This window comes from Desertivirga xinjiangensis (genome assembly GCF_024436435.1).
Lineage (GTDB): Bacteria > Bacteroidota > Bacteroidia > Sphingobacteriales > Sphingobacteriaceae > Desertivirga > Desertivirga xinjiangensis.
The window spans coordinates 532676-553804 of record NZ_JAFMZP010000003.1; the positions used below are offsets into that span (position 1 = coordinate 532676).

At 41.4% G+C, this 21129-nt stretch carries 21 protein-coding genes; 13 read left to right on the top strand and 8 right to left on the bottom strand.

Annotated elements, in window-relative coordinates; genetic code table 11:
- Nucleotides 1–11 precede the first annotated feature (11 nt).
- Together J3P37_RS10475 and J3P37_RS10480 are read left to right on the top strand one after the other, a co-directional pair.
- On the top strand, nucleotides 12–1427 hold the full coding sequence (locus J3P37_RS10475; RefSeq protein WP_256011060.1) for a glycogen synthase: 1416 nt from the start codon (nucleotides 12–14) through the stop codon (nucleotides 1425–1427).
- Between the two features lie 6 nt (nucleotides 1428–1433).
- Nucleotides 1434–2693, top strand: a complete 1260-nt coding sequence (locus J3P37_RS10480) for a glucose-1-phosphate adenylyltransferase (RefSeq protein ID WP_256011061.1) — start codon at nucleotides 1434–1436, stop codon at nucleotides 2691–2693.
- Between the two features lie 49 nt (nucleotides 2694–2742).
- Here J3P37_RS10480 and J3P37_RS10485 read toward each other — a convergent pair whose 3' ends face one another.
- The 4 genes from J3P37_RS10485 to J3P37_RS10500 form a co-directional block, all read right to left on the bottom strand.
- The gene (locus J3P37_RS10485) at nucleotides 2743–3423 is read right to left on the bottom strand and encodes a metal-dependent hydrolase (protein ID WP_256011062.1); all 681 of its coding nucleotides are present in this window, start codon (nucleotides 3421–3423) and stop codon (nucleotides 2743–2745) included.
- Nucleotides 3424–3433: 10 nt separating this feature from the next.
- Complete coding sequence (locus J3P37_RS10490) at nucleotides 3434–3739, bottom strand: YbaB/EbfC family nucleoid-associated protein (RefSeq protein WP_256011063.1); 306 nt, start codon at nucleotides 3737–3739, stop codon at nucleotides 3434–3436.
- Nucleotides 3740–3782: 43 nt separating this feature from the next.
- Nucleotides 3783–4163 carry a response regulator gene (locus J3P37_RS10495; RefSeq protein ID WP_256011064.1) on the bottom strand — a complete coding sequence of 127 codons (381 nt, stop codon included), beginning with the start codon at nucleotides 4161–4163 and terminating at the stop codon, nucleotides 3783–3785.
- A gap of 177 nt (nucleotides 4164–4340) precedes the next feature.
- On the bottom strand, nucleotides 4341–5543 hold the full coding sequence (locus tag J3P37_RS10500) for a serine hydrolase domain-containing protein (RefSeq protein ID WP_256011065.1): 1203 nt from the start codon (nucleotides 5541–5543) through the stop codon (nucleotides 4341–4343).
- Between the two features lie 207 nt (nucleotides 5544–5750).
- On the opposite strand from J3P37_RS10500, the gene fumC reads away from it, so the two are divergent.
- The 5 genes from fumC to J3P37_RS10525 all read left to right on the top strand — a co-directional run bounded on the left by fumC (nucleotide 5751) and on the right by J3P37_RS10525 (nucleotide 9595).
- Nucleotides 5751–7148, top strand: a complete 1398-nt coding sequence (gene fumC, locus J3P37_RS10505) for a class II fumarate hydratase (RefSeq protein ID WP_256011066.1) — start codon at nucleotides 5751–5753, stop codon at nucleotides 7146–7148.
- Nucleotides 7149–7320: 172 nt separating this feature from the next.
- On the top strand, nucleotides 7321–7842 hold the full coding sequence (locus J3P37_RS10510) for a fumarate hydratase (protein WP_256011067.1): 522 nt from the start codon (nucleotides 7321–7323) through the stop codon (nucleotides 7840–7842).
- Nucleotide 7843: 1 nt separating this feature from the next.
- Nucleotides 7844–8635, top strand: coding sequence for a S1/P1 nuclease (locus J3P37_RS10515; RefSeq protein WP_256011068.1), 792 nt, complete (start codon nucleotides 7844–7846; stop codon nucleotides 8633–8635).
- Nucleotides 8636–8641: 6 nt separating this feature from the next.
- Nucleotides 8642–9100 (top strand): low molecular weight protein-tyrosine-phosphatase, encoded by a 459-nt coding sequence (locus J3P37_RS10520; protein ID WP_256011069.1) that lies wholly within the window; start codon nucleotides 8642–8644, stop codon nucleotides 9098–9100.
- Between the two features lie 108 nt (nucleotides 9101–9208).
- Nucleotides 9209–9595, top strand: coding sequence for a hypothetical protein (locus J3P37_RS10525; RefSeq protein WP_256011070.1), 387 nt, complete (start codon nucleotides 9209–9211; stop codon nucleotides 9593–9595).
- 68 nt (nucleotides 9596–9663) lie between these two features.
- Here J3P37_RS10525 and J3P37_RS10530 read toward each other — a convergent pair whose 3' ends face one another.
- From J3P37_RS10530 to J3P37_RS10545, 4 genes are all read right to left on the bottom strand, one after another.
- Nucleotides 9664–11805: a COG3014 family protein gene (locus J3P37_RS10530; protein ID WP_256011071.1), complete on the bottom strand. Its 2142-nt coding sequence runs from the start codon at nucleotides 11803–11805 to the stop codon at nucleotides 9664–9666.
- A 5-nt stretch (nucleotides 11806–11810) separates the two neighbouring features.
- Nucleotides 11811–12413, bottom strand: a complete 603-nt coding sequence (locus J3P37_RS10535; RefSeq protein WP_256011072.1) for a penicillin-binding protein activator LpoB — start codon at nucleotides 12411–12413, stop codon at nucleotides 11811–11813.
- Nucleotides 12414–12596: 183 nt separating this feature from the next.
- Nucleotides 12597–13187, bottom strand: a complete 591-nt coding sequence (locus J3P37_RS10540) for a hypothetical protein (RefSeq protein WP_256011073.1) — start codon at nucleotides 13185–13187, stop codon at nucleotides 12597–12599.
- A gap of 33 nt (nucleotides 13188–13220) precedes the next feature.
- Nucleotides 13221–14057 carry a hypothetical protein gene (locus J3P37_RS10545; protein WP_256011074.1) on the bottom strand — a complete coding sequence of 279 codons (837 nt, stop codon included), beginning with the start codon at nucleotides 14055–14057 and terminating at the stop codon, nucleotides 13221–13223.
- A gap of 196 nt (nucleotides 14058–14253) precedes the next feature.
- Here J3P37_RS10545 and hisS point away from each other — a divergent pair, with 196 nt between their 5' ends.
- The 6 genes from hisS (at nucleotide 14254) to J3P37_RS10575 (ending at nucleotide 21129) form a co-directional block, all read left to right on the top strand.
- Complete coding sequence (gene hisS / locus J3P37_RS10550) at nucleotides 14254–15654, top strand: histidine--tRNA ligase (protein WP_256011075.1); 1401 nt, start codon at nucleotides 14254–14256, stop codon at nucleotides 15652–15654.
- Nucleotides 15655–16068: 414 nt separating this feature from the next.
- Nucleotides 16069–16503 (top strand): hypothetical protein, encoded by a 435-nt coding sequence (locus J3P37_RS10555; protein WP_256011076.1) that lies wholly within the window; start codon nucleotides 16069–16071, stop codon nucleotides 16501–16503.
- Nucleotides 16504–16557: 54 nt separating this feature from the next.
- Nucleotides 16558–17502, top strand: coding sequence for a homoserine O-acetyltransferase MetA (gene metA / locus J3P37_RS10560; protein ID WP_256011077.1), 945 nt, complete (start codon nucleotides 16558–16560; stop codon nucleotides 17500–17502).
- Between the two features lie 271 nt (nucleotides 17503–17773).
- Nucleotides 17774–18865: a glycoside hydrolase family 5 protein gene (locus tag J3P37_RS10565; RefSeq protein ID WP_256011078.1), complete on the top strand. Its 1092-nt coding sequence runs from the start codon at nucleotides 17774–17776 to the stop codon at nucleotides 18863–18865.
- Nucleotides 18866–19109: 244 nt separating this feature from the next.
- Nucleotides 19110–19976 (top strand): sugar phosphate isomerase/epimerase family protein, encoded by an 867-nt coding sequence (locus J3P37_RS10570; RefSeq protein ID WP_256011079.1) that lies wholly within the window; start codon nucleotides 19110–19112, stop codon nucleotides 19974–19976.
- Nucleotides 19969–21129, top strand: a complete 1161-nt coding sequence (locus tag J3P37_RS10575) for a Gfo/Idh/MocA family protein (protein ID WP_256011080.1) — start codon at nucleotides 19969–19971, stop codon at nucleotides 21127–21129. The genes J3P37_RS10570 and J3P37_RS10575 overlap by 8 nt, the downstream gene beginning before the upstream one ends.

The following is a 21129-nucleotide window of genomic DNA, read 5'->3' on the forward strand; positions in this document are numbered from 1 at the left end:
AAACAGACACAATGAATGTAATTCACCTCAGTGCGGAATGTTATCCTGTAGCAAAAGTTGGAGGCCTTGGCGACGTTGTTGCCGCCTTGCCAAAATACCAGCAACTTGCAGGAGAGTCCGCGATAGTTGTCTTGCCATATTATGACAGGAAATTTGTTCAGGAAAACAATTTTGATGTAATTCTGGAAGCGGAAATAACAATGGGCGGTACAATATTGCCGTTCCAGATTTTAAAAGAATCAACTGACAAGCTGGGTTTTCCATTACATCTCATAAGGATCCCCGGGCTTTTAGACCGTACGGAGATCTATTCATATCCTGATGAAACCGAACAGTTCATAGCTTTTCAACTGGCTTTCCTTGAGTGGCTCACTTATTTTGAGATACGTCCTGATATCATCCATTGTCATGACCATCATACCGGACTGATCCCTTTTCTACTGAGTCATTCTATTAAGTACGGGCAGTTTGCCGATATCCCCACCGTATTGACCATTCATAATGCTCAGTATCAGGGTTGGATCGGCTGGGAGAAGTTTTATTACCTCCCGGAGATCGATCCAGCCAGCCTTGGTTTGCTTGAGTGGGGAGACTGTATAAATCCTCTTGCTTCTGCCGTGAAGTGTTGCTGGGCTTATACAGCAGTATCTCCTACCTATCTCCAGGAGTTGAGTTATCACGCTAACGGACTGGAGTCTTTATTTGCTGCCGAAAGCACTAAAGGGTTTGGAATCATTAACGGAATAGATACGGATATCTGGAATCCTGAAAGCGATCCGATGATTTCCGTAAATTATAACACACAAAATGTTGCCGAACGAAAACAAGAGAACAAGAAATTGGTTTGTAAGGAGTTTGGTTTAAGTATTTCTAAACCTTTGGTTGCATTTATCGGACGGTTGGTTGGCGAGAAGGGTGCAGATCTGTTACCGGAGGCAATTACACGGGTGCTTACAGAGTTAAAAGGGGAACTTAATATAGTGATACTCGGTTCGGGTGATGGAGTGATTGAGGATGAGCTTGCAGGTATTTTGGAGTCTTTTAAGAAGGAATACAATGTATTTATCGGATACAACGAAGCATTGTCGCACCGGATCTATGCCGGCGCTGATTTTCTTTTAATGCCATCGCGGGTAGAACCTTGCGGGCTTAATCAACTCTACTCACTTAAGTATGGAACAATGCCTATTGTAAGAAGTACTGGGGGGTTGAAGGATACGGTTATTGACATCACTGTTCCCGGGGGCTACGGTATCTGTTTTGACGAAGCTTCTGCAGATGATATTGTTACCGCTATTAAAAGAGCTGTTGAATTGTATAAAACCACTGATGAATTGAATTTGTTACGTACGCAAATGATGACACTGGATTATTCCTGGAATCAATCTGCTAATCAATATATAGATCTTTATAACAGCCTTAAATAATAAAATATGTCCAATGTAATAGCCGTAATACTTGGAGGCGGCCAGGGTACCCGCCTTCATCCGTTAACTGCCACACGCTCGAAACCTGCTGTGCCGATTGCAGGAAAATATCGCCTTGTTGATATTCCAATTTCAAACTGTTTAAATTCAGGGATCGACAGGATTTTTGTGTTAACTCAATTTAATTCAGCTTCGCTGAATAAGCATATTAAAAATACTTATCATTTTAACGTTTTCAGTCTGGGTTTCGTAGATATCCTGGCTGCAGAACAGACTCCAACTAACTCGGGCTGGTTCCAGGGAACAGCTGATGCGGTAAGGCAAAGCCTTCATCATATGACTCCCTTCGAATTTGATTATGTGCTCATCCTTTCCGGAGACCAGTTGTATCAGATGGACTTTAATGATATGATTCAGAGACACATTGAAAGAGGAGCTGATATTTCGGTTGCAACGATTCCTGTGACGGCTCAAGACGTGCCTGGCTTCGGGATCATGAAAACCGATGAATCTGATAATATTACGGCATTTATTGAAAAACCTAAAAGTGACTTTGAAGAGTGGGCATCAGAAGTCAGTCCGCAGATGAAAGCACTGGGTAGGATTTACCAGGCGTCCATGGGGATTTATATTTTTAACCGAAGTGCTATTTATGATACACTGACCAATGATCCGCATACTGATTTTGGAAAGGAGATTATCCCCGAGGCTATCAATAAAAGCAAAGTTGTAAGTTACCAGTATGAGGGTTACTGGACTGATATCGGAACGATTCCATCCTTCTTTGAGGCTAATATCGGTATCACGGATGATATTCCGCAGTTTAACATGTTTGATAAGAGAAGCATTTACTCGAGACCCAGAATGCTTCCGCCTTCAAAAATACAGGGCACTACGCTTGAGAAGACAGTTATCGCAGACGGATGTATTATTCAGGCAAGTAGAATTGAGCGGTCGGTAATTGGCATCCGGACAAGGATAGGCCGTGGCACAACGATCGAATGCAGTTATATTATGGGTAGTGATTACTATCAAACGTTGGATCAACTAGAAGAAGCTAAAGCAAACGGGGCCCCGATAATGGGAGTCGGGGAAAGATGCTATATAAAGAACGCGATCCTGGATAAGAACTGCCGTATAGGTAACGATGTACGTATAAACGGCGGGCCGCATCTAAAGGACGGCGATTATGAGAAATATACTGTTAGCAGTGGTATTGTAGTAATTAAGAAGTCGGCGGTACTTCCAAACGGGACAGTAATCTAGCCGGATAGTAAGTTCAACGCAATTTGCACATTAACTAGGTAGAGATTTTTTAAATCTCTACCGAAGAGCCAATATCAATAAGAGTTAACCGGAGCCCTGCATTGTCAAACTTTGCCAGGGCTTCGTTCTTATCGATCTTAATATATCCAAAGGTATCATAATGCATTCCAATAATATTGGAACATTTAATAAATTTCGAAGCCATAATGGCATCCTCTATACCCATAGTAAAGTTATCGCCGATCGGCAAGAAAGCAGTGTCGAAATGATACATATCGCCGAATAACTTCATTTCCTGCATCAGGGCAGTATCTCCCGAGTAATAAAGTGTCTTATCCGCGGCTTCAATTATGAAGCCGGCAGCGGTGCCTCCGTACGTGCCATCGGGCAAAGAGTTGGAATGCGCTGCAAAAACCATTTTCACTTTACCAAAATCGAAGTTCCTTTGTCCTCCCAGATTCATGGGATGGCAGTTGGTCACGCCTTTATTGTTCAGCCAGATCATAATCTCAAAGGAGCATATCACAAGGGCCCCTGTACGCTTTGCAATGTCAACAAGATCAGCGGTATGATCCTCATGACCGTGCGATACAAGAATGAAGTCGGCTTCTATGCTGTTTACATCGATATCTTTTGCCAGTTCGTTTGGCGTAATGAAAGGATCGAAAAGTATTTTTTTACCTGCCGTTTCGAGTAAAAAGCAGGATTGACCGAAGTAAGTAAGATTCATACGGGTAGAATTAACCTCCAAACAGATTTCCTAGATTTCCAAGCATCGACTGGCTGACTGCCTGCATTTCGGACTGGTGGACACTGTCGGCCTGACTAAGGGCTTTGTTAAGAGCAACAACAAGCAGCTCTTCGAGCTCTTCCTTATCGGCTTCCTTCAAAAAGATATCGTCAATTTCTACCGACGTTATGATCTTGTTTCCGGTAGCAGAAACTTTGATCTTTCCTCCTTCTGCCTCGCCTGTTACTGTGATAGTATCCAGCCGTTTCTTAATCTCATCAGCTTGTTGCTGAACCTGAAGTAGCTTATCGAACATAATGAAGTTTTAAATAAATATAACAAGAGCTGAATATAAATGTTTATCGCGTGTTACGGATAATATCAGGGGATAAAGGTTTTGAAATAAAACCGTGCACATATGCGTAAGACTGGGACCGCATGATGTCTTTTTCGTCAACAGAAGAACTTACAATATAAATTTTTATCGATTTAGAGAGGGCGTTTCTAAAGGTATCAAACTTCTCTAAGAAGTCCCAGCCGTCTACTACAGGCATATTGAGATCAAGTAGTATCACGTCGGGTAGAGCATCAGCAGCAGCTATATTTTGCTGAAGATATTCCAGTGCTTTGCCTGCTTCAGTATAACTCTTGAATTCGTCATAAATATTATGCTTTTCAATCATTATCTGCGCAATGCGCTGATGTATGGGATCATCATCAATAATAAAAACTTTGCTCATTACCAGTTAATACCTTTTTCTGTTGTGCGTAATATTTGCTTTATGGTTAAACAAAGCGATTTCATTGTATTCAAGTAAAAAAAACTAAGATATAACTAAATAAATCCGTTACAAATATGCATCATTGTGGTCACTTTTCAACAACATGTAGAATAAAAGACAAAATTTTCTACATAGTTAATCTTCTGAGGCATCTCCGGTTCCGGTATAGGCTGATTTGCGAACTACAGGCATTCCCACGATCTTAAATAGTTCATCTAATTGGAGCAGGCTACCATTTGTTAAATTGGTTAATAACACAATTGTTACGTCACTTGTTAAATCTCTCAGATAAATGTGTCTAAAACCATGCCACCAGCCTGTATGATAGGCTATTTTATGGCCATCACCTTCAAATAAACGCCATCCGTATCCATAGTTAAAATGCCCCCTTAATAAAGGGTTCCGCCCTGTATAAGCGGAGTCCTGCCAGGCCTTGCTGAGTATTTTGTTCTTTTTAAGGGCATAGTCAAAGAGGTATAGATCCTGAACAGTACTATATACTCCTTTATCGCCAACAGGGCCATCCAGGAAATTTTGAACCACAGAATATCTCCATGTCCGGTCGTGGCCCACCACGTCAGTAGGGATCTTTTCGTATACGGCTTTCGAAAGTACAGCGGTATTTTTCATCCCGCCAGGCTCAAATATATTCTCTTTCATATATTCAGCATACGTTTTCCCTGTAACTTTTTCGATAATGGCCGCCAGGACCATATAATTCGAATTGTTATAATGGAACTTTCTGTTGGGTTGTGTATAAGGTGCCGGCTTACGTTCAGCAATGATCTTCATTACTTCCGCGTTGGTTATCCCTTTGCTCTGATTCCTTTTTTCTTTGCGCCAGATACCATCCACAAAATAAACATAGTTCATTAAGCCGGAACGATGCGCAAGTAATAATCTTACGGTAATCCCATCATAAGGGAAGTCGGGAAAAAAATCTTTTACATTTTGGTCCAGTTTTAGCTTTCCCTGTTCTACCAACTGAAGGATAGCCACCCCCGTCATTGGCTTTGTGATGGACGCGAGTTCAAACTTTGAATTTATGTGGAGGCTGTCGCGGTGCAGATAATCGGCCCAGCCAATAGCATTCTGATATAAGATCTTGCCTTTTTTTGCAATCAGTACATTGCCGTTGAAACCTCTCTTTCTGTGAAGCTCTTTGATAAATGCATCTATTTTGGGATTTGCTTTCGCCGGGTTATATACTAATAAAAGGCTATCCGACTTATCGTCTTCAACGGTGCGTGTGTGGCTTTTTTTTTCGGCTGATGAACATGAACTAAAAAGTACGATTGCTAATAATATCCGGCTAACACTGAAACAAAATCTATACATACAAATCTGATACCTTCGTTGAGGGGTGAAAAATAGAAAATATTACAAAAAGAGCGGCTAAAGAGTTTTAAACAAATACATATCCTTTGAAAAATAATCTAGAAGCGCTAATTGTCATGGACTTAAAATTTTACCATTTGTTTAGCTGGAAAATGTAGGTCAAAAAGAAAAAATATCTAAGTTTGCGGCAAAAATAATCCTAAAATCATGACTTTCAGAATAGAACGTGATACGATGGGCGATGTGCAGGTTCCTGCAGAAAAATATTGGGGCGCCCAAACCGAACGCTCAAGAAACAATTTTAAAATCGGCCCTGAGGCTTCAATGCCAAAGGAGATCATTGAGGCATTTGCTTATCTAAAGAAAGCTGCTGCATACACTAATACCGACTGCGGTGTTTTACCGGCAGAAAAACGTGACCTGATCTCGCAGGTTTGCGATGAAATATTAGAGGGTAAACTTGATGCCGAATTTCCTTTGGTTATCTGGCAGACAGGATCGGGTACTCAGTCGAACATGAATGTGAATGAGGTAGTGGCTAACCGCGCCCATGTTCTGCAGGGAAATACCTTAGGGGAAGGGAAAACTTTTATACATCCAAACGACGACGTAAATAAGTCGCAGTCGTCAAATGATACTTACCCAACTGCAATGCATATTGCGGCATACAAGATGGTTATTGAAGTAACTATTCCGGGTGTTGAGAAACTACGAGATACGTTACAAGCCAAGTCTGAGGCATTCAAAGATGTGGTTAAAATTGGTCGTACACACTTAATGGATGCTACGCCTTTAACTTTAGGTCAGGAGTTTTCAGGTTATGTATCCCAGTTAAATCATGGTTTAAAGGCATTGCGTAATACCCTGGATCATTTGTCTGAGCTTGCTCTTGGCGGAACGGCTGTAGGTACAGGTATTAACACGCCGAAAGGCTATGATGTAAAGGTAGCCGAATATATTGCGAAGTTTACCGGATTGCCATTCCGTACTGCAGAGAATAAATTTGAGGCGCTGGCTGCTCACGATGCAATGGTTGAGTCGCATGGTGCTTTAAAGCAATTAGCTGTATCATTAATGAAGATAGGTAATGATATCCGTATGCTGGCTTCAGGTCCGCGTTCAGGTATTGGCGAGATCTTTATTCCGGAAAATGAGCCGGGTTCATCTATTATGCCTGGAAAAGTAAATCCCACACAAAATGAGGCTATCACCATGGTAGCTGCCCAGGTAATGGGTAATGATGTTACGGTTTCTATAGGTGGTTCAAATGGTCATTACGAGCTTAATGTATTTAAGCCTGTAATAGCCGCTAACTTTTTGCAGTCTGCAAGATTGATCGGTGATGCGTGTGTGTCGTTTAACGACCATTGCGCGATAGGTATAGAGCCTAATTATGAAGGAATTAAAAAGCATGTAGATAACTCCTTAATGCTGGTTACTGCTTTGAATCCACACATAGGTTATGAGAATGCCGCTAAGATCGCCAAGAAGGCCCATAAAGAAAATAAATCGCTTCGTGAAGTGGCCATTGAGCTGGGCTTGCTCACCAATGAGCAGTTTGATCAGTGGGTGCGTCCTGAAGATATGATCGGCGGTTTGAAATAATTTATAAAATGAAGGTGTCCAAATCTCTTTGTTCGTCATCCTGAACTTGTTTCAGGACCTCTTGGGCTAAGCAGCTCTATGCATATTCAGGAAACACCGAATCGTCCTCCTGAACTTGATTCAGGATGGGCATGACGATACGCTTATTTTGGACACCTCTTTTTTTCACACTATGCGATATACAAATCACCGCTTGCTTGTTCCAGCTTTACTGGTTCTGCTTAATGTACTTGTCATGAGCTTGTACTCCTGCACGTTTAATCCTAACGTTCAGGGAAGAGGTTCAGACTATATGCAGGGAGTCTGGGATGAAGAGCCGCTTGCTTATCGCGATAGCCTGCTGCAGTATACCAGCCATCATTTTAAGTTCAGCTGCGATTCTTTTTATGTGACGTTAAAAACTGAGGCAAAAACAAATTATTATCCCGATAGTTGCTTCAATGGCGGAAAATGGGCTGAATATGCCAAAGGGGTTTACCTGGTGAGCAATGACACCCTGTATCTGGCCGGTACTTTTACAAAGGCTAACTATAAGCAAAAGCTCCATGGGTGTTACCGCATAGGGCAATACCTTCCTACGTTTTTAATTAAAAGCACATCTCCCGGAGAAATCGAGTTGCAAAGTTTGCAGCAACATCTGCCGGTGACATTAAAGTTGAAAGAAAAAATTAACTGTAATCCACAACCTCTATAAAATGGCTGGAATATTCAAAAAAATGCTCATTGCCGCCCTGTTGGTTTACCTTCCGGGACAAACCATGGCATGGGGAATGCTTGGCCACCGTATTGTTGGCCAGATAGCTGACTCTTATCTAAATAAGAAAGTTAAAAAGGAGATCAGAAAAATATTAGGGAACGAGTCTATTGCCATGGCAAGTAACTGGCCCGATTTTGTTAAATCTGACCCATCATATAAATATCTTGATAACTGGCATTATGTAGACTTTGAGCGCGGAACAAGTTTTGCTCAGATGAAATCAATTCTTGAAAAAGATACTTCTGCTAATGCCTATACTAAGCTGAATTTTCTGATAGCAGAGCTAAAAAAAGGCTCGCTCAGCCAGGAAAAAAATGCTATGTATCTGAAGCTGGTGATCCATATTGTAGGAGACTTGCATCAACCATACCACGTGGGTTATCATGATGACCGCGGTGGTAATGATATAAAGGTTACCTGGTTTGGCAGTCCAACCAATATGCATACGGTGTGGGATTCGAAAATAATTGAATACCAGCAGCTGAGCTATACGGAATACGCTGAGTCTATTAATTTTACGAATCCTCAGCAACGTAAGCAGATTATTGAAGGCGGCCTGGTGGCCTGGTTGTGGGATTCATATCAGATCACCGAAACTTTATATAAGGATGTTAAAGCTGGGGATAAATTGTTTTACCGGTATAATTTTGATCATGTAGGCACACTGAATTCGCAATTGCTTAAGGGAGGTGTTAGATTAGCTGAAGTTTTAAACGAGATATTCGGATAGAGATTTATGAAGATTTTAATGGTTTGCCTTGGTAATATCTGTCGGTCGCCTCTGGCGCATGGTATTATGGAGCATATTGTCAGGGAGAAAGGGCTAGACTGGGAGGTAGATTCGGCCGGAACAGGCGATTGGCATATTGGGTCGGCACCTGACAGGCGCTCTATAGCGATCGCTAAGAATTATGGTCTGGACATTTCCAATCAATGTTGCCGCCAAATCACTGTGCTGGACTTCGAAAGGTTTGACAGGATATTTGTTATGGATAAGATGAATCTGCGCGACGTGCTCAGCTTAGCCAGGACAGAGGAGGACAAAAGGAAAGTGAAACTGCTTTTAGATACTGAAGTTGTTCCTGATCCATACTATGAAGATGATCAGTTCGACACCGTGTACAAAATGGTAGAAGATGGCTGCAGGAAGATCCTTGAAAAAGAGCTAAAAGCCGAAAGCAGCAGATCGCTTTGAGGTTTGGTATTGTGCTGTTTAATAATTATTTTTGATGTTAAGGAATATTACTATTGCAGGATTATCTGATCGATAGGACGTTCTATATTATAAAAAAACAAAAATACAATGAAGAGGATACTTAGTAGCTGTTTTTTGATTTTTGGCATGTGTGTAGCTAACGCGCAGGAGGGAGCTGTTGAAGATCAAAACCCAAATTATCTGATCAGCCAGAAGAAATACATTGAAAATGCTGATTCCATAAAGTTGATGATTGCATCAACGGCAGAAACCCTGTACGTACCATATGATCCGGATGCTGCTAAGCATGCGCGCCGTCAGCAGAGGCGTGAGTGGAGACACCAGGAGAGAATGGTACCGGATAATTACTATTACGGAGGTTCAGGCTGGAATCTGGGTTTTGGCTATAACTGGTTTAATAATGGCAGCAGGTGGAATAACTGGGGCGGTTATCATAACAGATGGCATTCGCCCTATAGAAGATGGAGATGGTAAGTTGTTGTTGGCCGAAAAATAATTAGAGATAATTAAAGGGGGATAGTGTTAACACATCCCCCTTTGTATTATTTGAGCAATGTGAAGATGTAATCCTTAGAAGCTACCATAGGATTGACCACTGACTTTTCTTCGTTAAGACTTAAATCGACGGTGTCGAAATAGAAGTGTTTTCCATCAGACATGGTCTTACTGATCTCCTGGATCTTCGAGACGTTCATTGTGCTGCTATTGGCTGCCATCAATGCCGCAAAGCCTTTTGGCTGATTTGATGTTCCAAAAAGATCAGGCAGGATCTTAATATCCACACCCAGATATGTGTTATCAACAGGTGCCACCATATGAGTCGGCGTTACAGAATATTTGCAGGTTAATGATTCTTTTGATTTATTAGTAAAGAAGATCTCCTGCTTAAACATGTTTTTATACCTTTTGCCAGAAAGAGGAGTATAGACCACCTTGTAAGCGAGTCCATTGCCAGCCTCCACCCATTCGTTCTCTACTGCTGTTTTACTTTGGTAAAGAATATCTGCCGGAATTTCTTTAAGAGTTCCTGAGGCTATTGAGCTGCTGCTGGAAGCGGCTGACAAAGTAAGAGCTGCTGGTGTTGAACTCATGGTGCTCTTATCTGAGGCTGCTATTGCTGGTGTTGCGGGCGTCGCTGGTGTCGCTGGTGTCGCTTCCAGGATCTTTCCGGTAGTGCGTCCGAGGTCAAAGTAATTTACGATCTGTAATCCCCTGCCACTTTTGATGCGGATAGTGTCGACATCAACACCGGCATCGCCATATCGTTTAATAGCAAACGTATTTTCTCCCTCGTAAAGAGGTACTCTGGTATAGCTAATAGTAGCGGGGAGTGTTTGCCAGTTTCGGGTGTCTGCTTTTTCCGTTGCTACATTGGTTGCATCTGCCGCGAATGAAGTAACTGAGCTGGCCGCACTGCCAAGGTAGTTGTTGGCAAGCATGCTCAGCCCCTTGCTGGCAGATTTTTTTGCGGCAAAACGCAGGGCAATGTCGATAGCTTCACGCATCATCCGGTCTTTTAAACACTGCTTAGCAATGGTGTAAAAGTTCTGAGAAAGCTCAAAGGGTTGTTCCGTACCATCCACTACGATACTTGCCCGCTTATAATAGCTTTCGCGTTCGAGATATTTAGGAATAGCAATAGCATTAAGTCCGATATTTACGCCAGCAGGTACGGGGATGATGATGTCATTCTGCTCATCAGCATATGAGCCTATGGTTGTACCTTCGGTGCCGGCTGCGGTGATCTTAGTTTGTCCTTTGAAAGGGCCCAGGCCATTTTCCCAAAAAATAACAGCTTCAGAAACCGGTGTCTTTGGTTTTTCAGCCGGTTTAACCGGAGCTTTGCTTTTTGCAGATTTTGATTTGGACGTACTTGCGCTTGATTTTTTAACTACAGGTTTTTTAGCAGCAGCAGCAGTATTTTTACCTGGACTAACAGGAGTGATGTTGAACTTCTTCGCATAGAAGGCGTACTCTTCATCAAATCCCAGTTGCCTGGAAGTGCGGAGTAAGTCCTTCTTTAGCTGCTCGGGAAGAGGAACTCCGAAGAACTGGTCGTTGTTTTTGAAATACAGATCCGCTGCATTTCGGTATGCAATAAATGCATTATTTATATCGCCGACCCCTTCATATAAAAGCCCCTGAAGAATCTGCGAGAAAGCATCCTCGGCGTATTTATTCTTATTCTCTTTGTATTTTTCGTTAAGAGCGTTTAGTTTAATATTGATCCGTTTAGCTTCTACCAGAGCTTCATCGGGTTTCCCCAGCTGAAAATAATTGAGGGCCATGTAGTAGTGGATAGTAACTTTTTCGAAGTCCTCTCCTTTATATGGCTCGGCCATAGGGTTTGTGAACTTCGCTGCTAAAGTTTGGCCCACATTACTCTTCACCTTATCGTCCAGCATAATATATGCCTGTTCAAACAGTTCATTACTTTTTAAGTAATTGCCGTTTAAATGCTCCACTTTACCTTTCTCCATCAGGAACAAAAGCCTGTTCCGATCCTTTAAAAGGAATTTATTTTGGTCAATATTTGCCACTGCGGCTTTGAAATCACCGTCAAATAAATTCACTTCCACATCCGCTGTTTTCGCCTTGTACGTAGCACAAGAGTGGAAAACAAGGGATGCGGCAATTAAACAGGACAAGATGGATCCAGAGAGCTTTTTAGCTGCTCTTTCCATGTTACCTATTTCTTTTTATTTCCTAAGTATTTTTTGATCTTTTTGTCGCCGATCCAAACTTTGTCGTTGGTTTGAATATTTGTCAGCTCAAGGTTGATTTGATAGAATACAGTTTTTTCTTTGCTATACTCATCAACAATGGAATTTATTGTACCCTGAAGTATGAAGTCTGCACCGTTCTCTAAGCCAAATTTTTTCATTGTTGATTTGGAGGCATTAAGCTGCTGATCGGCACGTTCTGCACGAAGTTCTTCCCGCATGTTACCTGCCTGTACCAGTTTCATTCTTCCGGAATTGATGATCTCTTTTTCAATGTCTTTTGAAAAAGTTTCGACGGCAATATGTTCGTGAGATTTATTGGTGATCATGCCCACGATGATTGTTGGTTTTTTCCCTTTGTTTTCAGCAGTAAAAGAATTGTACCATGAATGCTCCATTAATTCTTTGGATATTTCTTCAGCTGTTAACCTCGAGTCGGTTTCATTCCATCTACCACTTAAATCGGTAACTGAAGTTTCGCTAACACGCTGAACATGTGGCGCGCAATAACTTAAAAGAAACATTGCAGACACCGCAACAATAAATCTGTTTGTAAATTTTGATACCATATAAAAATTGAAATTTCTTAAAACAAATATCACAAAATTGTGTAGAGTAAAAAATCCATCGAAGTGAGTATTTTTTATTAAACGTAAAAGGCTTATATTCCGGGAGTTGCGAGTTGAGCCGCGGCAAGTTCACTTTTTGTTCGATTGGATAACAAAAATGGCCCCGGGTGAGGCCATTCTAAACTATTGTAAGGTTTTTAGAAGTTTCGCCACAGGAATACTGGCTGCAAATTTTTTAATCTCATCCTCGGTTGCGTTGTCTGCTTTCAGGGTAAGAAGGGAGGAGTTTAAAGGCAGTTGGATTTCGTAAGAAGTCTTGTTCGTTTGTGAATCTGTGTCCTTTTTCAATAAAGCTTTATATCCCTCCAGTTTTATAACTTTTTGATCGCCGCTGTTCGCTACAAAGGGCAGAGATAAAATGGCATTAATAGAGGACATCAGTGGAGAGTTTCCTATAATATCAACTGCTGCCGTCTTTTCGCCACTTCCATAGTCGCGGTGGATTACTATGCCTGCAAAACCCGATGTGCCGCTTACATTGTCGTTAGAAGTGTTTGAGGAGAGTGTTTCCAGTTTAGGCGGCAGGAGTTTTAAAATATCTTTTCCGGCAATGATATCCAGTTCCTGGAGCATTTGCTGCATGGCAAATCTTGCTTCTTCTAGTTTGTTTGCTGAGTAGGAACTGCGGGCAGCCGATAATTGTTTATTAAATTCCTGCCCATAGGTACTAAGACCTGCTGCAAGAAAGATCAATGTCTGTAAGAATGTTTTCATCGTGTAATTAATTATGGTCACGTTAAGTCCGGATTACTGTTCTCCGAGGGTTTTCTTAATTTTGTCAATGTCGATTGCGGATGCCGCCGTCATCAGATCCTGTTCTGTGGCGAAGTTCAGGCCTTCGAAAACCACAAGAGACGATTGCCCAAGTGGGACAGTGAGCTTGTATCCAGAACTATCGTCGTATTCGATTACCGCTTTATTACCCTTAAGCTTTGTTTGTTTCCATTTTTGTTCCCCGCCGGTAGTCTGAGCATAGGCTCCATTTGTGAGATAAAGGTTAACAGCGTTCATCATTACTGAGTTGTTAGCTATTGTCATACTCAGTTGCTTATCATCCTTCAGGTATTCTCTGTGAATGGTTAAGCCAGCCCAGCCCCATCCGCTGCTGGTTACCTTGTCTTTATCCGCCTGCAGGGCTAAACCTGATACGCTTTCAGGCAGGGACTTCAACAAGTTCTGTCCTATCTCCATCTCCACGCCAAGTATTGCCTGCCGGAGCGCAAATCGTGCGTCGCCATAGTTGGCGGATTTAAAAGAACTTTCTGCGCTGTTTAGGTTCTCCTTCACATCAGGAGGCGTAGTAACCAGGCCTGCGCCGCCCTTGTTTCTTATCGGACCACCGCTGCTAGTGTTTACTGATGTGCTGCTTACTCCTGCACCCGCAGGGTTGTTCGTTTGGTTGCTCCCCGTTTCACCTGACTGCGCCTGTTTGCCGTTGATAAGTTCATCGGTTTTTTTGTCGATGGTTTTTTCTGCTACCTCATTGGCTTTTTGCTTTATTTTCTTGAGAAGGCTTTGGGCCTGGGAGCCGGTGCTGATCAATGCCAGCGCTACCAGTAATGGAAAGATCCGGAAAGTGTTCATAAGTAAAAATTTAAAATGTCATGTAAAGTTAAGATGAATGGCTGCTTTATGCAGGTTTATTAACGAAGTGTAAAGTGAAAACGCTACAGGCGAGAAAGATTTTCAAATTTGCGCACTGTGCGCTGTTATAATCTTTTGAAAAACCTCTGGGCTTTATTTCGCGCGACACCTTTCTGTTTTGTATTTTTGCCCCCCTATGGCGAATATTAAACCGTCTGTACCAAAAGGCACAAGAGATTTTTCACCTGTTGAAATGGTGAAACGAAATTATATTTTCGATACAATAAAATCTGTATTCCGAAAGTTCGGGTACCAGGAAATCCAAACTCCCTGTATGGAGAATCTTGATACCTTGACGGGTAAGTACGGTGATGAAGGGGATAAGCTTATTTTTAAGATCTTAAATTCAGGTGATTTCTGGAAAGAGGCGGAAAGCAAAAAGGAGAAAGTTGCAGGTTTAGAATTCAATTCAAAAACATTATTACCTATATTATCGGAAAAGGCTCTGCGCTATGATCTTACTGTGCCCTTTGCCCGCTATGTGGTGATGCATCAGAATGAAATTTCCCTTCCGTTTAGACGCTTCCAGGTTCAGCCTGTTTGGCGTGCCGATCGTCCCCAAAAAGGGCGCTATCGCGAGTTTTATCAATGTGATGCAGATGTTGTGGGTTCTGAAAGTTTGCTGAATGAAGCAGAGTTTGTTTTGCTCTACGATGAAGCGCTTAGCAAGCTGGGGCTCAAAGACTTCACCATTAAGATCAATAACCGCAAGATCCTGTCGGGTATAGCCGAAATAATAGGGAAACCTGAACTGATCGTGGAAATGACAGTGGCAATTGATAAACTTGATAAAATTGGTTTCGACGGTATTGTGAAGGAGCTTTTGGACCGTGGTTTTACCGATGCCGATATAGAGAAGCTTAAGCCAGTGATCTTACTTGAGGGATCGAACGAACAAAAGCTGGCTGATCTTAAATCTGTTCTGGAAACATCAGTAACGGGATTAAAAGGTATTGAAGAAATTGAAACGATATTCAAGTATGTTTCGAATCTTACATCACAATCGTCTGCTTTAAATGCCCGGGTGGAGTTGGATATAACGCTTGCCCGTGGGCTGAATTATTATACAGGTGCCATCTTTGAAGTTAAAACGAACGAGGTTGCTATGGGAAGTATTGGCGGTGGCGGCAGATATGATGATCTCACAGGGATGTTTGGCTTAAAGGGATTAACCGGTGCCGGGATTTCTTTTGGCGCCGACCGGATCTACGACGTGCTCGAAGAACTGAATCTCTTCCCTGCCAGCACAGAAGAAACTACCAAAGTTTTAATCAGCAATTTTGATGCAGACGCAGAATTATATGCTTTGCCGGTTCTTCAGCAAATGAGGACCAATGGGATAGCGGCCGAGCTTTATCCTTCCTCTGCAAAGTTGAAAAAGCAAATGAGCTATGCTGATAATAAAAAGATCCCGTTTGTGGTGTTAATAGGCAGCGATGAGATGAACTCGGGTGAGCTTACGTTAAAGGATATGCGTTCAGGGGACCAGCAAAAACTGCAGCTGGGTGAGCTGATCGAAAGAATAAAGCAGGGGTAAGTTTGTTATTTGGAAATGTCTGTATGTTCTAACTGCGTTATCATATTCTCTAAGTGGGTAAGTGTAATCATCTTTGTTTTGCCGTGAGATATTGCAATGAGGACAATTTTATCACCAGAAACCAGATAATCAGCTTTTGACTTAATACATAAGCCGGCCTTCTTAACTCCTTACAATTCGGCTCTCCTGGACGATTTCATCCATTGTCGGCTTCCTGCCAGGTTTAATTGAATTAATAATTTCCGTGGCCAAGGAAGCAGCATCGGCTTGTCGTTTGATAGTAACTCCCAACTCTTTTAACTACCGCTTTACCAAGGCCGTTTTATTTTCCGGCACTTTAATCAAAAAAGTATCCATATACAAATTACTTTAGGCTAGGTATAAAAGCAATAAAGTGTTTTAACCTGATGTTGAGTGTTGATAAATTTAATTAACATACTACCAACATCCTTTTTAAAACAATCATCTTCTTTCGGGAAGTATAACCGAACAACAACCGAAAAGATTCGGGAAAGATTATCCCTTGGTTCGGGAAGTGTTCGGGAGGGCTTCGAGGTGTTGTTCGGAAAACCCTACCCATTGTTCGAGGTTTGTTCGGGGAAATATATCCTTTCTTCGGGAAGTGTTCGGGAAGGCTTCGGAAAAAAGCGAAGCGGCTTCGGGAAACCTTCGGCAACTATAAAAGCGCCCGGCTTGCTTTCCCGAACACTTCCGGTATTTAGTAATAAGCTTTCCGGAGGTCCAGTCGAACACGAGCCGGTCATTTCCAGAACGCCGGAAATAACCCTATTCAGAAATTTTTATTTCAACCAATTGCCACGGGATAGTCATAGACGTTCCTTGGTTTAAAGTTCCGGGTTATTCTTCTTATTTTTGTACTCTAAAGAAAAAGGGAAGTGCTAAATGCCAGTAAAGATACCAGATAATCTGCCAGCGATAGAGCTTTTAAAGAAGGAAAATATATTTGTAATGAGCGATCTGAGAGCAAATACTCAGGACATTCGCCCTATGCGTGTGCTTATCCTAAATCTGATGCCTCTAAAAATTACAGCGGAGACGGATTTTGTCCGGTTGCTGTCTAACAACCCTTTGCAGGTAGAAGTGGAATTTTTGAGGCTGGACTCACATACTTCAAAGAATATTTCGGAAGAGCATCTGGAAATGTTTTACAAAGGTTTCGGCCAAATAAAAGGAAATTTTTATGATGGTTTGATCATCACCGGGGCCCCGGTTGAAATGCTGAAATTTGAAGAAGTAACCTATTGGGATGAGATCACTCAGATTTTTGATTGGGCAAGAACACATGTTACTTCCACATTATATATTTGCTGGGCTTCCCAGGCTGCTTTGTACCACTTCTATGGGGTGGAAAAGCGACCTTTGAAGGAAAAGTTGTTTGGCGTTTTCAAACATACTGCAACAGAAAAAGGTCATCCCCTGCTGAGAGGTTTTGATGATGAATTTTTTATTCCTCATAGCAGGCATACCACCATTTCGAAGACCGATATGGTTAATAATGAAGAGATCTCTATCTTGTCTGAATCTCCGGAGGCGGGAGTAGCTATTATATCTTCCAGAGGCGGACGCGAGTTTTACCTCACCGGCCATTCCGAATACTCACCGCTTACCCTTCATGAGGAATATGTCAGGGATGTAAATAAGGGCCTTACTGTACCTGTTCCGCAAAATTATTATAAAGATAATGATCCTGCTAATTCTCCATTAGTTTGCTGGACAAGTCATGCAAATCTGCTGTTCAATAATTGGCTGAACTATTTTGTGTATCAGGAAACGCCGTATAATCTGCAAGATGTAGAGAAGCTGGGAGAGATTAAGGCTGGTAATTAGGATAAAAATTTAGTGTTTTTTTGTTCTTCTTTTCTTCTTTTCATCTGGTGGCCTATGTTATCCAAAGGGAAAGCCCTGCCTGACTATACATTTGTATCTAACCTCTTCTAAGCCGGTTGACCGGCTGTAACTTAACGGAGGAAATCACTTCAAGTTACCATTCTATGGATGCCATGGCGAAATTTCAGGATAAAAATGTATAATAAAAAGTCAGTTTAATATTCATATGTATTCCGATTATTCAATTTCTTTGGAATTGTAATTATCTCATATGAAAAAGCGATTCAAAAAACTCTTAGTTATCATTCTCTTTTCTATCTGTTTAGCTGAAGCGTTTGCTCAACCAGGCCTTCATAGCAATGAGGCAAAGAAAGACTGGTGGCATATAGACGTGATACCTCCATATAAGCAATCCTCAAAAGCGAAAAAACTCGATTTTATAAAAGTCAAAGGAAATTCTTTCGTCGATGAAAATGAGAAGGTTATTATATTTAAAGGAGTCTCAATATCTGACCCTGACAAGTTGGTAAAAGATGGGCGTTGGAATAAAAAGCATTTCGAGGTAATTAAGAGCTGGGGAGCAAATGTAATCCGCATACCAGTACATCCGGTAGCTTATCATCAGCGGGGTGTCGTAGAGTATATTAAGCTTCTAGATGAAGCAGTCACCTGGTGTTCTGAACTGGGAATATATATAATCATTGACTGGCACTCTATTGGCAATTTGCAAATGGAAATCCTGTCGCAAGACATGCACAATACCACTAAGAAAGAAACTTTTAATTTTTGGAGAACCATTGCAGAACATTATAAGGATATCCCTACCGTTGCTTTTTATGAGCTCTTTAATGAACCCACAACATACGAAGGTCAGTATGGAACAGCTAGTTGGGCCGGATGGAAGTCCTTAATGGAACAATTGATTGATTTGGTCTTTGTGCATAATAAAAATGTTATACCGTTAGTAGCTGGTTTTAATTGGGCCTACGATTTGACACCAGTTAAGGAAAATCCTATAGCCAGGGAAGGGATAGCCTATGTTACACATCCTTATCCTGGAAAGCGATCCATTCCAAGGGAGCCTAAATGGGAACTTGATTTTGGATTTGTAGCCGATAAATACCCGGTAATTGCCACCGAACTAGGCTTCATGAGCAGCGATGAAGATGCTAATTTAAAAGATGACGGCGTATATGGAGCTTCGATTATGAATTACTTCAATAAAAAAGGAATTTCATGGGTAGTATGGGTTTTTGATCCGGAATGGATTCCTCAGATGATAGAAAACTGGGATTACGCACCTACCAGTCAGGGAAAGTTTTTCCGCGAGGTAATGCAAGGTAAATTTAAATACGCAGAATAGTATTCGTGATATACAAATGATTAAGTCGCTGTGGCATCCACAGCGACTTTTTTTTTCCATTCAAGTGGCTCACTAAAAAGGAAGAGATTATACTGTAAATGGCTAAAAAAGTATTGAAGGTTGATCCCTTCTAATCGGAAATTTACAGGTATAAACCAAAGCATCTGATTTGTAAAGGATCCTGCTTGTTAGATGGCCATATCGGTTAGAAGCTAAGAAAAGCTTTGAATTTTTAAACTGTAATATGAAAATAGGAATAGATAGTTACTGTTATCACCGCCTTTTTGGCGAGGTTTACCCCGGTCAGGTAAAGCCGGAAAAAGAACTTTCTTTCGAAGATTTCTTGTTTAAAACGAAAGAATTGGAGATCGAAGGAGTATCCTTAGAGTCGTGTTTTATTCCTCGTTTCAATAACGATTATTTACAAGGGATAAGAGATTTTCTTGATACAGAAAATATGGATCGGGTTTATGCATGGGGGCATCCAGACGGACTGGAAGGAGGCAAGAATCAACAGGCGTTTGAAGAAATGATTCAGCATATTGAATATGCCGATAAAATTGGTGCCAAAGTAATGCGTGTAGTGGGAAGTAGCTTGCAGTTCAGGTTTGAAGATCACACACGGCAGTTGGATAGCCTCAGTAAGATGTTTTCTGAAGCTGCGAAGGTTGCCGCTCAGTATGATATTAAACTAGCTGTAGAGAACCATATTGACTTTAATTCAGATGAGATTCTTCAATTAGTAACCAATGTAAATTTGCCAAATTTTGGGGTGAATTTCGATACCGGAAACTTTTTGAGAGTTATGGATGACCCTATTCAGGCAATGGAGAAACTGGCTCCTTATGTGTTTGCTACACATATTAAAGACCTGATGCCGGTTAAAGGAGTTCCGGTAAATGAGTGGTATTTTTTTTCATGTGTGCCTACAGGAAGTGGTTTAATTAATAATCTAAAGTTAGCTCAACTATTAAAACACCATAATTATAATGGCTTTCTTGCTGTAGAGATAGATTATTTGCACCCTGAATACATCAATCAGGAAGAGCAGGTGGTAAAAAGAAGTTTGGAAGTTCTCTGGAACATAGCACAACATTTGGAGTATGCATAATATCTTAAATGTTGGTATAGTTGGCTATAAGTTTATGGGAAGAGCCCATAGCAATGCCTGGATAAAGGCCCCTTTGTTCTTCGATATTCCGGCACAACCGGTATTGAAGGCGGCCTGTGGCAGAAATGAAAGATCATTGAAAGATTTTTGCAGGCAATGGGGCTGGCAGGAAACCGAAACTGATTGGAGAAAACTAGTTACCCGCCCGGATATCGATATTATTGATATTGCACTCCCTCAACATCTTCATTATGAAGTCGCTATTGCAGCAGCAAAAGAGGGGAAGCATATATTTTGTGAAAAGCCTTTAGCGATGAATAGCCGGCAGGCCGAAGAGATGCTTCTAATATGTGAAAGTAATAAAGTAAAACACTATTTGAATCACAACTATAGAAGAACGCCTGCTATAGCTCTGGCAAAGAGAATGATCGACGATGGACGTCTGGGAAGGATTTTTCACTGGCGATCAGCTTATCAGCAAGACTGGATTGTGGATCCTGATTTTCCTCTTACCTGGCAGTTACTTAAGGAAACCGCACAAGCTGGTCCTCAATGGGATTTGAACTCCCATTGCGTGGATCTGGCACATTTCCTGGTAGGTGAGATCTCATCAGTAATTTCCTTACAAACCAACTTTATTAAAGAAAGACCTCTTGCCGATGATTATAAAACCGGAAACTTGCAAGCAGAACGCAAGGGAAGTGAAAAAGGAGAAGTGACTGTTGAAGACGCCGCTTGTATGTTAGTGCAGTTTAAAAATGGAGCAATTGGTTCCTTCGAGGCAACCCGTTTCGCAACCGGTCGAAAAAATAAATTATCCTTCGAAATTTATGGTAGTAAGGGGAGTTTGGTATTTGACTTAGAAAGAATGAATGAATTACTTTTCTATTCAAACGAAGATCCGGAAGGCGAGCAGGGGTTTAGAAAAATACTTGCTACAGAGCCTACACATCCTTATGTCAAAAACTGGTGGCCTCCTGGTCATCTAATTGGCTATGAACATTCATTTATACATGCCGTAGTAGACTTCATTCACGCAATACATGAGGATAAAGAGATTGTACCCAGCTTCCAGGATGGCTTGAAAATAATTAAGGTACTGGAAGCTGGAGCCGCCTCTGCAGAAGTTAAACATCTGATCACCATTCAATAA